Genomic DNA, 14,277 nt, shown 5'->3' with positions numbered 1-14,277 from the left:
TCAAAGTAAAGCATGTGAAATCAGGTTAAAAATTTAAAGTTAATAATGAAAAATAGCGTTCCATGACTTTTCTCAATAAGGGGTGTGCGGGATTGAAAAACAGGTGATCGATTTTACGTATCGGTAATACGAGAGGAGAAGTTCCTGTAATAAAAGCGGTGTCGTAGTTTTCCAAGTCCGCACAGGACACGCGTTTTTCCACGACAGGGAAATTTTCTTGCCGGCAAATCTCAAGTACCCGTTTTCTGCTTGTACCCGGTAAAACATAAGGTACAGGAGTTGTATAAAAAATGTTGTCGCGTATAAAAAATACGTTGGAACGAGATCCTTCCGTGATACATTCGTCCTGATCTATCAGTAAGATTTCGTAAACTCCATGCGAACGAATGAGTTCGTTGGTCGTTTCGCGCAAGTGAGGATTAATGTATTTTATTTCGGCGTTATCCCTCATGGCATGATAAGTAATCGTATCAACTCCCGAGCGATAAGCTTCTTCTGTAGGATAGGAGTGCCGGATCTGATATATGTATTCGTCAATCGCGTCGGAAGTGATGTGTAGGACATATTTAAGATTACCCTCTTTGATCCCTTCCAAACGAATTAAGTGGTCCAGTTTGTCTTTTATATGGAGCGCATGGATATCGATATTTACGTTCGATTTACGTATGGAATTCTCCAGTCTTAAGAGATTGTCTTCGAGAAAAATGACACTTCCTCTAAAAACCCTGCATACTTCGTAAAGGCTTAGTCCCGTGTTTAAAATATCCTCGGAAAACGACCGTTTCTCTATAGGAACGTTATTGTATAGCATCATATTCGTATTCATTTAACCTGACGCAAAGTTACAGGATAAAACGAATAAGTGATCGTTAAAGTTCTTAAACTTTATATTCTCTTGCATCCATTTTCAACTTTCAATTATTTGCCTTAATTTTGGCTGGAATTATGGAAACAAGCGAACAAATCAATCGGATAGAATATTTCTTGCGGAATGTCATGATAAAAGAGCTCTCGAAGGTAGTGGAACTTGAATTATCGTATATGCAGTTTGTTATTATGGGACAAGCTGTTGAGGTGCTGGGAAGTTTTTTGGATACGAAACCGATGAAGGCTAAAGGGCAGTCTGCTAAAAGATTTGCCTCCGGTGTTACAAAATTGTTCGGAGGACGCTACCGTTTGTTAAATGAGAATTATTACTTGTACGATAAACTACGCAACCAAATGACTCATACCTTTATTCCTGGGGGAGATTTACTGCTAATAAACCGGAATGAAAATAAAAATGGATATAAGCATTTGGAGGTTACGGAGGGAAAGTTGGTATTGATTTCTGAGTTTTTTTATGAAGATATTTGCAAAGCTGTCGATCGTCTTTGCGAGGCGTTGAAAACGGGGAAAATAAAACCGAAAAATATAGGATATCAGGAATGAGACAAGATAAAATCATATTAGTCGGGGCCGGTAACGTGGCACATCATTTAGCCGCCGCTTTATTGAAAGCGGGAGCTAATTTATGTCAGATATACAGCCGTACCATCGAATCCGCAAGAGAATTAGGTCGCAAAACAGGTATCTCTTATACATCTGATCTTTCACAAATTTATCCGGATGGGGATATATATTTTTTTTGTGTAAGTGACGACGTGTTACATCCTCTTTTGAAGTCAATTAGAATACATGATGATGCACTCTTACTGCATACGTCAGGAAGTCTTCCTATGGAGATTCTCAAACCTTTTTCGAAGCAATACGGGGTTATTTATCCTGTTCAGACTTTTTCTAAAGGAAGAGATTTGAATTTCAAGGAAATTCCCCTGTGTATAGAAGGGAATTCTCCTGTTGCAATGGAGAGAATAAGGGAGTTGGCAACTGATTTATCGGATAATATATATCCCGTCCATTCGGATCAGCGTAAAGAGCTACACTTGGCAGCCGTTTTTGCTTGTAATTTTCCTAATTACTTGTATCATATAGCTGAAAAAATGTTGGAAAATAGTGGGTTGCCTTTTTCGGTCTTACGGCCTTTGATCTTCGAAACGGCACACAAAGTCATGTTAATGACTCCTATGGAGGCTCAAACCGGACCGGCTAAACGGGGAGATGAATCTATCCTGAACGGGCATAAGAGTATGTTGAAAGAGAATAAAAATTTATTAAAGCTGTATGCTTTATTGTCGGAAATGATTAAAGAGAGTCAGACGAAAGAGGATAATCCGACGAAGCAAGATGAAATAGCGGATATGCCAACACTTTGGTAAAAAATGAATAATATGAATTTTTTTAAAGAAGAACTTAAAACGATAAAGGCATTTGCCTTTGATGTGGATGGTGTTTTTTCCCGTCACGAGATGAATATTACCCCTGAAGGGGAATTGGTAAGGACATCGTGTACAAAAGACGGCTATGCCATGATGTATTGTATCAAAAAAGGCTATCCGGTATGTATTATATCGGGAGGGTGCGCTCCCGGAATAAGGGAACGTTTTCAAAAACTGGGTATTCAGGATATTTATCTCGGTATCGCGAATAAGGTGGAGGCATTGGACGAATTTCTACAAAAGTATTGTTTGAAAAGGGAAGAGGTGATGTATATGGGGGATGATATACCGGATTACAACGTAATGACTCAAGTCGGTATACCTGTATGTCCCGCTGATGCCTGTGAAGAAATAAAGTCGATTTCCCGTTATATTTCCGATATCCCCGGGGGATTGGGTTGTGTGAGGGATGTAGTATCTCAAGTATTGAAGGCCAAAGGGGAGTGGATGGATACGCAATGTTATGTAAAGTGCATGTAATAAAATGGGCGAAAGTCAGTAACGATCTTAGCGTTTAACTACAAGAATTTATAGATGTTGGAAATTTTTAAATTAATCCGTTTACGAACAATTGCCTTTGCTGCTTTTACCATGTATGCAATGCGTTACTTCGTTATCGTACCGATCTTGGCGCAGGGAGGATTTTCCTTGCAGTTGTCGGATGGAGATTTTTCGTTCCTTGTAGTTTCTGTCTGTTGCCTTGTTTCAGCAGCGTACGTGATCAATGACTATTTTGACACGAAGACAGACCGACTTTCGGGAAACCGGGAGATTATTGTCGGAAAAACGATAAGCAGGCGTATGGCTATCATCTTGCATACTTTTTTAAATATAGTAGCCGTTGTCATTGCATTTTACATGGGAGAACGAGTCGGCCATTGGGAATTCGGGATTTTATTTTTGGCCGTTTCGCTTTTGCTTTGGTTCTACTCTTCACGCTATAAAAAACGTTTTGTTTGGGGAAATCTGATCGTGGCTTTTTTGGCCGGTTGCATTCCGTTGTCCGCGGTATTGTTTGAAATCCCTCTTTTGACTCATACTTATTCGGATGTTATCGCAAAAACGGGAATAAACTTCAATGCCGTATTGTATTGGACGGGATGGTTCTCTTATTTTCTTTTTTTCAACATGTGGATTTATGAAGTCAATAAAGATATATACAGTATAGAGGGAGACCGGGATGACGGAGTGATGACTTTTCCGGTAAAATTGGGAATCAGAAAGACTAAAATTTTTATCTCTATTCTCGTATGCTGGTGCATTGTATCCATGTTCGTACTTTATGCCATAGAATTTTCACATTCGTGGGTCGTATTAGGATATTTTGCAGTTGGTCTATTCATACCCTATTTGTTCTATGTCTATTCGGTTTTAAGGGATGATCGTAAAAAATTTCAATTCTATTTGATACGCCTTATTATGGTTCTGTGTGTGGGATTTAGCTTGTTGTTACAATACTTCTTTAATAGTGTAGCGTGAACATGGATATTATTAACAATTATAAATTGATTTTGGCGTCGTCTTCCCCCCGGAGACAGCAATTAATGAGGGATGCCGGATTCACGTTTGAGGTCCGGACGAAAAACATCGAAGAAAAATATCCGGAGGGTATACCTGTTACGCGGGTACCGGAATTTCTTTCCCGTTTGAAAGCGGAAGCTTTTCGACATGAATTGGAAAAGAATGAATTATTGGTTACTGCAGACACGGTGGTATGCCTCCATGACAAAATTATTGGTAAGCCTCAAAATCGGGATATGGCCATCCGTATGTTGAAGGAATTATCCGGACGTCGACACGTGGTTGTAACAGGTGTTACTTTGACCACGACGATGCGACAACACTCGTTCTCGGTTTTTACGAACGTCTATTTCAACACTCTATCGGATGAAGAGATCATATTTTACGTGGATACGTTTCAACCTTATGATAAGGCGGGAGCCTACGGTATTCAGGAGTGGATCGGGTATATCGGGATTGAGAGAGTAGAAGGATCGTTCTATAATGTAATGGGGTTACCTACGCAGAAGCTTTACGAGACCTTAAAGAATCTGGATTGGTAAATTCGATAAAAATCATTTTAAATCGTTATATATGAGAAAAATTACAGTATGTTTTTTGGCCTTTGTCCTATTGGCCCTGCCCAGTATGGCAGACGAGGGAATGTGGATTCCTATGTTATTAAAGAAGTATAATATCGAAGATATGCAAAAAGCCGGTTTTAAACTTACCGCGGAAGATATTTACGATATTAATCACGCCTCCTTGAAAGATGCAGTTATCGGTTTGGGGCGGGAAGATTCACCGTTCCATCACTTTTGTACGGGGGAAATAGTGAGTAACGAAGGACTCGTTATTACGAACCACCATTGCTCTTTTGGAATGATTCAGGCTCATTCCAGTCTGGAACACAATTACTTGAAAGATGGTTTTTGGGCGCAGGATAAAAAAGCGGAATTGGCCAATCCCAAGATTACGGCTTCTATCCTGGTGCGAATGGAAGACGTTACGGATAAAATCAATGCGGCCGTAAAACCCGGAATGACAGAAGAAGAGAGAATCGAAGCCGTTACGCAAACAGCCCGGAGATTAGAGTCGGAAGCGGTAAAAGGAACGAATTTGAAAGCTAATATTAAACCTTATTTCAACGGGAACCAATATTTTTTGTCGGTATTTAAAATCTATCGGGATGTACGCTTGGTGGGAGCTCCGGCTTCTGCAATAGGTAAGTTCGGAGGAGACACGGATAATTGGGTATGGCCTCGCCATACGGGGGATTTTTCCGTTTTACGGATATATGCCGGAAAAGACAACGAACCGGCCGATTATTCACAAGATAACATACCCTATACTCCGGCCAAATATTTTAAGATTTCAACAGGAGGAGTAAAGGAAGGTGATTTTACCATGGTTTTCGGTTATCCGGGAACTACGCAGGAATACTTAACCTCGTATGCTATCGAACAGATCGCGAACATAGAAGATCCTCATAAAATAAAAATCCGGACGGCGAAATTGAATGTCATTAATGCCGCTATGAATTCGGATGAATTATTACGTATTAAATATGCCGCCAAAGCCGCGAATGTGGCTAATGCCTGGAAAAAGTGGCAGGGTGAGATTAAAGGACTGGAACGTTTCAAAACGGCAGAACAAAAGAAAAAATTGGAACAGCTATTCGATCGATGGGCGCGTGGCGAACAGAAAACGCAATATATCGGATTAACAGACCGCTACCGCGATCTGTACGAGAGAAGAAAGGATTTTGCATTAGCCGGAGCCTATGCCATGGAAGCCGGTTTGCGCGGTGCCGAAATCGTTGGTTTGGCATCCTCTTTATCCAAACTCTTTGATCTTTATGATAAAATTGACGACAAAGAGGAGTATAAAAAATTACTTACGGAAAAGATTGAGGCGTTTTATAAAGATTATGATGTGGCTACCGATCAGAAAATCATGGCAGAGATGCTTCGGTTGTATAATAATGAGGAGTTGGGAGAGGAGTGGATCCCTGGCATGGTCAAATTAAATTCCAAATATATCAAACACGGAGAGAAGAGTTACGATCATTATGCGGCGGATATCTTTAAAAAATCCTTATTCACGCATCGGGAGGCTCTTCTTGATTTTGTAAAACATGTGACGCCTAAGGGTTTGCAGAAAATTAAGAAAGATCCGATATATCAATTCATGAACGGGATTCAGGAGTTGGTCAAAGAAAAGATAAAACCGGAATTAACCCGGATACAGAATGAATTAATAACGCTGGATCGCTTATGGATGGCCGGTTTAATGGAGATGCAACCGGATAAAACGTTTTATCCGGATGCCAATTCAACTTTGCGAATCGCTTATGGTAAGGTTGCAGGGTATACGCCGGGAGATGCCGTGTATTATAAGCATTATACGACTTTAGAGGGAATTATGGAAAAAAACAATCCCGCAATCTATGATTACGATGTTCCTCAGAAATTAAAAGAGTTGTACGAATCCAAAGATTACGGTTCGTATGCTCAGGATGGAGAGATGCCGGTTTGCTTTATTGCAACCAATCATACGACAGGTGGAAATTCCGGAAGCCCCGTGTTGAACGCGGATGGAAATCTGATCGGTCTGAATTTCGACAGGGCTTGGGAAGGGGTAATGTCCGATATGCAATACAGTCCGGAAATATGCCGAAATATTGCGGTAGATATACGTTATGTATTATTTATTATCGATAAGTACGCGGGAGCTAAACATCTGATCGAAGAGATGGAGATTGTACCCTAAAAAAAATCGGGAGATATTCTCCCGATTTTTTATTTTAACCGCTGATTGACAACGTTCCAATCAATGATATTCCAAAAATTTTCTATGTACTTCGGACGGGCGTTTTGAGTGTCCAAATAGTAAGCGTGTTCCCATACGTCTATGGTTAAGATCGGTTTTTTACCGCGTTTCAACGGATTGTCCGCATTTCCGGTTTGTTCGATTTCGAGTTTTCCTTCTTTCGTAAGTATCACCCAAGCCCATCCGGAACCAAATAAGGTCGTGGCGGCTTTTGTGAATGCTTCTTTAAAAGCTTCGAAGCTACCGAAAGATTTATCAATCAACTCTTTTATTTTTCCGGTTGGAACCACTTTGGCCGAATCGTAAGGTTTGAATGCCTCAAAATAAAACGCGTGATTATAAGATTGGGCGGCGTTGTTAAATAAACCGCCTTCCGATTTCATCACGATCCCTTCTAAACACATGTTTTCGTATTCGGTACCGGCAATCAGATTGTTCATATTATTGATGTAAGTAGCCATGTGTTTTCCGTAATGGAATTGAATGGTTTTCTCGCTGATATAAGGCTCCAAACCGTTTTCTTTATAAGGAAGAGGGGGTAATTTGAATTTTTTGTCCTCACCTCTGGCATTTATTACGTTCGATGAAATCAACACATCTAACTCTTTAAATTCTTCTGTTTTCATAATGTATCTTTTTTAATTTGACAGGCTACTGTTATACGTCCGATTCCAAACGAAAGTTGCAATTCAAGCCTTATAAAGTTATACAATTTAAATCTTTTTTTGCCAAATTAGTATCATATATTTGCAATATAATCATTTTTAGAGGGAAACGGATTCCATTACGACACCGATCTCTAAGTCTTCTGTCTTTGATTTAACTTCGTTAAAGATCTGTTTCAGCTGATTGACCACGGCCTGTTGAGCTTGTTCCGGCATAAATTGCCACTGGTCTTTCAGAAGCGTTGCGGCCAACGTGGGAAATAATTGATCTAACATACCGGATACATAGGGTGTATTTAAAAAGCCTTTCAGATAGCTCCAGTTCAAATAGGCCGTCAACTGGTTGTTGATAATTTTATAATCGAAAGAGAGTTGAGGAATATTCAATTCTTTTCCGGTAATCTCTTTTAAACTCTCTTTATCCAATAAGATACCCAACTTGGTTCCTTGAGTTTCATAAGTGGCTTTTAATGTCTTTTGTGTCTGGTCTTTAAATTTCATATTGATATTCATTTCCGATTCGGAAACAAATTGTATACCGACAAAATATTCTCCCATTTTAGTTCCTGCCATGGACTTGAACATCGTCGTTAACTCTTCGGGTTTAAATTGAAGTGTTTGTCCTCCCCAATTCACATCTATGTTTTCCTCGCTATATTCGAACACGAAATAAGGAGCTTTGTAAGCCCATGTTCCTTGCAAAAAGGGTTCCGGTTCTTTGTTGTCATTGCAAGAAACGATAACGAATAACAGGGATAATATCGAAATGATAGAAGTCAATTTGTTTTTCATGATGATTGTTTTATTTAAATTTTAAACGTAATGGAAGCTCCGAATCTTGAAGGGGCTCCGGATTGCCCTGAATGGCGATAAGCGGGTAAATTGGCTCCTACCGGACTGGTAAACATATAGCTGAAAAACGCTTTGTTCAATATGTTTTTTCCCCATATTCTGAAGTCAATGTACTTCCCTGATATACCCCAATCCATGTTCCAGAGGAAATAAGGATTCTGCTTCAAGCGATTTGCTTCGTCAAAATATTGTGTCCCGAAACCGGTTACCGAAGTAGAAGCTGTCAAAGTATTAAAACAGAAAAATTTTATGCGTTTATAGTAAGAGAATCCCGTATTCATCGTGAAGTCGGGGGCCATAACGATTTTATTTCCTTCATACTCTTTGTTCAGGTGATGGTAATACTCCGAATCGCTGTATCCTGCAGATAAGAAATAGGTTAGGCGAGACACAAATTCCCATTTCATATCCATTTCGCCTCCTATGCTTCGGGCATCTCCGGCGTTCTTGATACTTGGTCCCATCATGCCCATGACGAATATCTGCTGATCCTTCCAATCGATATAAAAAAGAGAAGCGTTCAGGTTGAATTTACTGTTTCGGCTAAAATATTTTACTCCCGTCTCGTAATTCCACAGGCTCTCTTTATCATAGCCCAACTTGACTATTTGAGACGTCATTTCATTAGAAATAATATTATAACCTCCCGCTTTATAGCCTTTGGATACACTCGCGTAAACGGACAATTGGTCGCTCCACCTCTGTAAAATAGAAAATTGGGGTAACCACTCCTTGTAATCTTTGGACTCTTTCCAATCATGATAACCGGTAAATTTTTGCTCTCCGTGATAGAGTAGACTGTCGCGATACGACAGTTTTACCTTTTCATAGTCGTATCTCAATCCGATGGTGAGCATTAGTCCGGGAAGTAAATCTTTTACGGTAATCTGACCGTATCCGGCAGCTCCCCAGGTTTTTGTACTGTTATAATACAAAGCCTTGTCCAAATCAATCGGAAGCAACAATTGCCGGTCTTCTCCGAATAATGCCAAATAATTATTCGTTAAGTCTTTGTAAAAACCGAAAGTCCCGACAGTCCAATCTATGCGTTTTGCCTGAGTCGATTGATAATTGATCTCTTGCGTAATCAGATTTTGTTTAGAGCTTTTTTCATTCTGAAAAACATCATAACGAGTGAAATCGGCATCTAATAGCTGCTTGTCTTCCGACCAGGAGTAAGAAGTCACCCACAGGAAAGACGTTCGTTCGAAATTTCTTTTCAGGTTAACGTAAGTAGATACCAGATCTCTTTCATAGGAAGAGGTCGCGTTGTAATTCACGGTATAGCGATGTCGTTTTAACGAATCGATCGCGTGGTAGGCGTATCCGTCGTCGAAGCTATGGTTGTAATTCATACCCAAAGCTATCTTCCAGGTGTTGTTCGTATGTACTAATCCCTGATAACGCAGATTATAAGAGTCGGATTGATTAGGCTTACCTCCCGTATACCTGTTTTTAAAGTATCCGTCCGTGCGGTTATAAGTAAAAGACAGCTTGTTATAAATAACGTTACGGAGAGGCAAATTCGTTAATATCATGTAGTTTTGTGAATTATAACTGGCCACTCCGGCTTTCGCTTCCATGGAAAAAACATTTGAAGGTATATTGGTTGTGATATTGATCAATCCGATAATACTGTTTCTTCCGTAAAGTGTTGTTTGCGGTCCCCGTAAAACCTCAATCTGTTTGACATCGTACAGATCAAAAATAAAAGCATTTTTATCGAAAACGGGAACTCCGTCCACGTATAACCCGACAGGAGGAGTACCGGAAACGGTACCTATTCCGCGTATATACAAGGGGGTTGATAATTTGAGACCGTCCTCCTGTATGTAAAAGTTGGGAACGATTCCCGATAGATTCCTTAAATCCAGATTATTTTCGTTCGGCAGGTTCTTCCCCGTGATGACAGTTAAGGCTATGGGAATACTGTTTATAGGCAATATCCTTTTCTCGGCAGATACGACGACCTCTTTTAATTGTTCAATTATGCTGTAAGTTGAATCTTGCTCGCGAATGGCCGTACTGCTTTGCCCTTTTAGGGCTTTGGATAGGATGCAAAATAGTATTATACAAATAGTTATTCGCATTATAATAAATTTTAGTAAGGTAAATCAGTTCAAAGTGCATTACAAACGGATGTCGTAATAGCGGAAAGCGAAAAAGCTAATTAAGCAGCAGGAGGGGCTCGAAGGGTTTTACTCGACGAAAGAGGATCTTTGTAATTTATGATGTAGGGTAAAACTTTTTTCTTTAAAACTAAAAATTCTGCCGCCTCCGGCTCCTTATGAATCGTATTTTTTATAAAATCTACTATTTTACACGCGGATAATGTCTCGAAAGTCCCTTGGGAGAGAGTAATAATTTTCTCTTCCGGTAAGTTTTCCCGAATTCTTGTTTCGCTTTTTGTATAAAAACAGATAAAGAAAAAGGCTGAAACAAGCAGATATACAAATATATGTACCGATGGGCCTATAAAAAACATGCTACAAAGCTATTAAAAATATAGATACGCTTCATGCTAATATCAAAATTAATCGAAAAATACAATTAATTAGAAACATTCTAAATTTTAAAGAATTATACTTGTAAATAAATTGTTAAAGAAACAATTTTTATATATTTGTACAAGTTTAAAAAATGTAATTGTTACAAATAAATAATGAATAAAATACAGGAGATTCAGGCGTATTTAGGTAAATATCATATAAAGCCTTCGGTGCAGAGGATCGCCATAATGGATTATATGATTTCCCATAGAATACATCCTACCGTAGAGGAGATTTATGATGCGTTATCTCCGGAATACCCGACTTTATCCAAAACGACGGTATATAATACGTTGAAATTATTTGTCGGGCAAAAAGCCGTTACTCCGATAGTTATTGACGAGAAAAATATTCGGTTCGATATCCATACCATGCCTCACGCCCATTTCATGTGTATGGGGTGTGGAAAAGTACACGACCTTTCCGTAGAAGATATGGAAAAGTTTTCTTTTAAGGGGGAGGAGGGGTTTGTCGTCACGGAAATTCATCTGTATTATAAAGGATTTTGTAAAAATTGTATAGAGAGAAAAGATAAGTAGTAATTTATTAAAATGAGCGTTATGAAAAAATTTATTTGTACCGTATGTGGTTATGTTCACGAAGGAGATGAAGCTCCTGAATTTTGTCCTCAATGTAAGCAACCGAAAAGTAAATTCAAGGAGTTGGTTGAAACCGAAGGTGCATTGACCTTTGTCGACGAGCACCGGATTGGAGTGGCAAAAGGAGTTGATGCTGAAGTGCTTGAAGGATTAAGAGCTCACTTCAACGGCGAATGTACGGAGGTCGGAATGTACTTGGCCATGAGCCGTCAGGCTGACCGCGAGGGATATCCGGAAATAGCCGAAGCCTTCAAACGCTATGCCTGGGAAGAAGCAGAACATGCTTCGAAATTTGCAGAATTGTTAGGAGAATGCGTGTGGGATACCGAGACAAACTTGAGAAAACGCATGGAAGCTGAAGCCGGAGCATGTGAAGACAAAAAACGTATTGCCACGTTAGCTAAAAAGTTGGATTTAGACGCGATTCACGATACCGTTCACGAAATGTGCAAGGACGAGGCTCGCCACGGTAAAGGTTTTGAAGGGCTTTATAATCGTTATTTTAAAAAATAATTAGATATAACTCTTTTTTTATGAAGGACTTCCCGGTTTAAGGAGGTCCTTTCTTCATTTTTTTTCGATAAAAGTGTAACCTTTGCTTTTGTTTTCCGTAAACGAATCAGGTAATAATATTAAAACAAAGAAGATGATGAGAAGTTATACATGTGAAGACGTGATTTTATCTAATGAAAATACAATAAAAGGATGGTTATGCAATCCTGAAGAGGCAGGAAAAAAGCCGGCCGTGATCGTGTTAGGGCCGCAGAACTCAAAAGATGATAAAATTTCTATGCGATATGCCACGAGACTGGCTAATTACGGTTATGTTACCTTATGCTTGGAAGAGACCGAAAACATTAAAGCCGCCATTGATTACCTGAGCTTCAAAGAAGAGGTAGATGCAGACAAAATGTATGCGGTCGGTATTTGTCACGGAACGAACGAGGTCATTAATCGTAGCGAAGAAGAGCAACGGTTGAGAGCTATTGCTCTCGTATCCGGTTGTTACAAGAAGAAAGAAGCTTCTCAACTGAAAACACCTACGATCATTATCCATGGCGGAGAAAACGAAAGTTTGGAATCGGCACGGGAGATATACGCGACCATTAAGGCGGAAGACAAAATGGCCATTTGGGAAGATTCGGTTTCTCGTGTGCAATACTATGAAGATCCTTTAGTGTTAGATAAAACGGTAAAGAATGTTTACCGGTGGTTCAATACTCACTAAATATTTGAAAAAGAGACTTTATCTTATAGGAGGCTGTCCCGATTTTACGATCGACAGCCTTTTTTACATTCATTCATTCCCGCGTACACGATGAATATGGTCGGTCGTTTATGTATATCGGGTTTTTCATTTTTCCACTCTTTCACCGATCGTGTTTTGACGTACTCGTTCGCCGTTGTTAAATCACAGGCAATGGTCAGTTTCGTTGTCGGAGAGAGAACGGATAACATATCTTCCAATAACGTCAGATTCCGGTAAGGTGTTTCAATAAATATTTGAGTCCTGTTTTCTTGTAAGGATTGCTTCTCGAATATTTTCAACGCTTTGGCCCGGTCTTGTCTGTTTACCGGCAGATAACCGTTAAATGAAAAATTTTGTCCGTTGCAGCCCGAAGCCATTAAAGCTAAAAGGATGGACGAAGGACCGACCAACGGGACGACTTGAAACTGGTGTTGATGAGCTAATGCCACGAGCTCCGCACCCGGATCGGCAATACCCGGACATCCGGCTTCTGAAATAATACCTACATCCTGCACGGCCAAGTAAGGAAGATAAGATTCGATCTCTTCCCGTGTCGAGTGCTCGTTCAGATCCAAAAAAATCAATTCGTCGATGCAAATATTTTTATCTATTTTTTTTAAAAACCGTCTGGTGTTTTTGACGTTTTCCGTTGCGAATACCCTTAGTTTTTTTAAAATGTCGGTCACGTGTTCGGGAAGTACCTGCCGAACTTCCGTATCTCCAAGTAAATTGGGGAGTAAATATAATTTTCCCATGATAAAATGTTTGCTGCAAATATATAGGATTATTTTTATCTTATTAATTTTGTCCGTATTAAAAGAGGCTGACGGGGGAGATTTCCGGAGATTCTTTTATGATATTAAATGCTTAACCGATGAAAATAACGATTTTAGGAAGTGGGACTTCGCAAGGGATACCCGTTATCGGATGCGAATGTGAAGTGTGTCGATCCAGTGATACCCGCGATAAACGATTGAGAAGTTCTGCTCTGATTGAAATAGAAGGGAAAAAATTGTTGATCGATGCCGGTCCTGATTTCAGGTACCAAATGTTAAGGGCACACGTAAAGGACGTGAGGGCCATTCTTTTGACACATGAACACAAAGATCATACCGGGGGACTGGATGATGTAAGAGCTTTTAATTGGATAAAAGGAGGATATGTTGATATCTATTGCGATCAACGAACCTGTGATGCCGTCCATAAGGATTACGATTACGCTTTCATGCCCGTTAAGTATCCGGGTGTCCCCGATATGAGCATGCATGTCATCGATAATCGTCCTTTTTATGTGGACGATATAAAAATTATCCCGCTCACGGTCATGCATTACAAATTGCCCGTTACCGCTTTCAGGATCGGTAATTTTGCGTATGTTACGGATGCAAATTTCATATCTGAAGAGAACAAGAAAAAACTGAAAGGAGTGGAGTATTTGATTATCAATGCACTAAGGAAAGAGCCTCATATATCTCATTTTTCATTGGATCAGGCTTTGGAGGTTATTCGGGAATTACAAGTTAAACAAGCTTATATCACACATATCGGGCATCAGATGGGATTGAGTACCCAAGTCTCTGCAGAATTACCTTCGAACGTACGGTTAGCCCATGATATGCTGACATTTGAAATTTGAATCTCGTCTCGCAAATGTTAATAAAAAAGAGGATAAAATTTCAATTAATCGGTCGTTTTTATTACATTTGTGAAATT

The 14,277-nt window shown here is 39.6% G+C and carries 16 protein-coding genes; 10 read left to right on the top strand and 6 right to left on the bottom strand.

Going from position 1 to position 14,277, the window contains the following annotated elements; genetic code table 11:
- Positions 1-25: 25 nt before the first annotated feature.
- Entirely contained in the window at positions 26-814 is a 789-nt protein-coding gene (locus PGR74_RS02400) for an aminotransferase class IV (protein WP_052634657.1), read from the bottom strand.
- Positions 815-945: 131 nt separating this feature from the next.
- Between PGR74_RS02400 and PGR74_RS02395 the strand changes: the two genes are divergently transcribed.
- From PGR74_RS02395 to PGR74_RS02370, 6 genes are read left to right on the top strand one after another with little or no spacing between them, the layout of a single operon-like run.
- Positions 946-1,431 carry a hypothetical protein gene (locus tag PGR74_RS02395; RefSeq protein ID WP_041503624.1) on the top strand — a complete coding sequence of 162 codons (486 nt, stop codon included), beginning with the start codon at positions 946-948 and terminating at the stop codon, positions 1,429-1,431.
- A complete protein-coding gene (locus PGR74_RS02390; RefSeq protein WP_041503625.1) occupies positions 1,428-2,258 on the top strand; it encodes a Rossmann-like and DUF2520 domain-containing protein in 831 nt (276 codons plus the stop codon). Before PGR74_RS02395 ends, PGR74_RS02390 begins: the two co-directional genes overlap by 4 nt.
- 12 nt (positions 2,259-2,270) lie before the next feature.
- Positions 2,271-2,798 (top strand): KdsC family phosphatase, encoded by a 528-nt coding sequence (locus PGR74_RS02385; protein WP_041503626.1) that lies wholly within the window; start codon positions 2,271-2,273, stop codon positions 2,796-2,798.
- A 54-nt stretch (positions 2,799-2,852) separates the two neighbouring features.
- Positions 2,853-3,797: a geranylgeranylglycerol-phosphate geranylgeranyltransferase gene (locus PGR74_RS02380; RefSeq protein ID WP_270516663.1), complete on the top strand. Its 945-nt coding sequence runs from the start codon at positions 2,853-2,855 to the stop codon at positions 3,795-3,797.
- A 2-nt stretch (positions 3,798-3,799) separates the two neighbouring features.
- Positions 3,800-4,381, top strand: coding sequence for a Maf family nucleotide pyrophosphatase (locus PGR74_RS02375; RefSeq protein ID WP_041503628.1), 582 nt, complete (start codon positions 3,800-3,802; stop codon positions 4,379-4,381).
- Between the two features lie 31 nt (positions 4,382-4,412).
- Positions 4,413-6,590, top strand: coding sequence for a S46 family peptidase (locus PGR74_RS02370; protein WP_041503629.1), 2,178 nt, complete (start codon positions 4,413-4,415; stop codon positions 6,588-6,590).
- A gap of 29 nt (positions 6,591-6,619) precedes the next feature.
- On the opposite strand, the gene PGR74_RS02365 is transcribed toward PGR74_RS02370, so the two are convergent.
- The 4 genes from PGR74_RS02365 to PGR74_RS02350 all read right to left on the bottom strand — a co-directional run bounded on the left by PGR74_RS02365 (position 6,620) and on the right by PGR74_RS02350 (position 10,652).
- Positions 6,620-7,276: a superoxide dismutase gene (locus tag PGR74_RS02365; protein ID WP_082027475.1), complete on the bottom strand. Its 657-nt coding sequence runs from the start codon at positions 7,274-7,276 to the stop codon at positions 6,620-6,622.
- A gap of 138 nt (positions 7,277-7,414) precedes the next feature.
- Positions 7,415-8,107: a hypothetical protein gene (locus PGR74_RS02360; protein ID WP_041503630.1), complete on the bottom strand. Its 693-nt coding sequence runs from the start codon at positions 8,105-8,107 to the stop codon at positions 7,415-7,417.
- A 14-nt stretch (positions 8,108-8,121) separates the two neighbouring features.
- Positions 8,122-10,257, bottom strand: coding sequence for a TonB-dependent receptor (locus tag PGR74_RS02355; protein WP_041503631.1), 2,136 nt, complete (start codon positions 10,255-10,257; stop codon positions 8,122-8,124).
- 80 nt (positions 10,258-10,337) lie between these two features.
- Entirely contained in the window at positions 10,338-10,652 is a 315-nt protein-coding gene (locus PGR74_RS02350) for a hypothetical protein (protein WP_041503632.1), read from the bottom strand.
- A gap of 177 nt (positions 10,653-10,829) precedes the next feature.
- Between PGR74_RS02350 and PGR74_RS02345 the strand changes: the two genes are divergently transcribed.
- From PGR74_RS02345 to PGR74_RS02335, 3 genes are all read left to right on the top strand, one after another.
- On the top strand, positions 10,830-11,255 hold the full coding sequence (locus tag PGR74_RS02345) for a Fur family transcriptional regulator (RefSeq protein WP_041503633.1): 426 nt from the start codon (positions 10,830-10,832) through the stop codon (positions 11,253-11,255).
- Between the two features lie 21 nt (positions 11,256-11,276).
- The gene (locus PGR74_RS02340) at positions 11,277-11,828 is read left to right on the top strand and encodes an NADH peroxidase (RefSeq protein ID WP_041503634.1); all 552 of its coding nucleotides are present in this window, start codon (positions 11,277-11,279) and stop codon (positions 11,826-11,828) included.
- Between the two features lie 133 nt (positions 11,829-11,961).
- Positions 11,962-12,543: a dienelactone hydrolase family protein gene (locus PGR74_RS02335; RefSeq protein ID WP_041503635.1), complete on the top strand. Its 582-nt coding sequence runs from the start codon at positions 11,962-11,964 to the stop codon at positions 12,541-12,543.
- Between the two features lie 44 nt (positions 12,544-12,587).
- Here PGR74_RS02335 and PGR74_RS02330 read toward each other — a convergent pair whose 3' ends face one another.
- Complete coding sequence (locus PGR74_RS02330) at positions 12,588-13,319, bottom strand: SAM-dependent methyltransferase (RefSeq protein ID WP_041503636.1); 732 nt, start codon at positions 13,317-13,319, stop codon at positions 12,588-12,590.
- 119 nt (positions 13,320-13,438) lie between these two features.
- Here PGR74_RS02330 and PGR74_RS02325 point away from each other — a divergent pair, with 119 nt between their 5' ends.
- A complete protein-coding gene (locus PGR74_RS02325) occupies positions 13,439-14,200 on the top strand; it encodes an MBL fold metallo-hydrolase (protein ID WP_041503637.1) in 762 nt (253 codons plus the stop codon).
- The last annotated feature ends 77 nt before the right edge of the window (positions 14,201-14,277 follow it).

The organism is Sanguibacteroides sp. AM78-02pH3A, from assembly GCF_027666085.1.
GTDB lineage: Bacteria > Bacteroidota > Bacteroidia > Bacteroidales > Marinifilaceae > Gabonibacter > Gabonibacter massiliensis.
The sequence above is the reverse complement of the archived record's forward strand: the minus strand, read 5'-3'. Positions and strand labels throughout refer to the sequence as shown.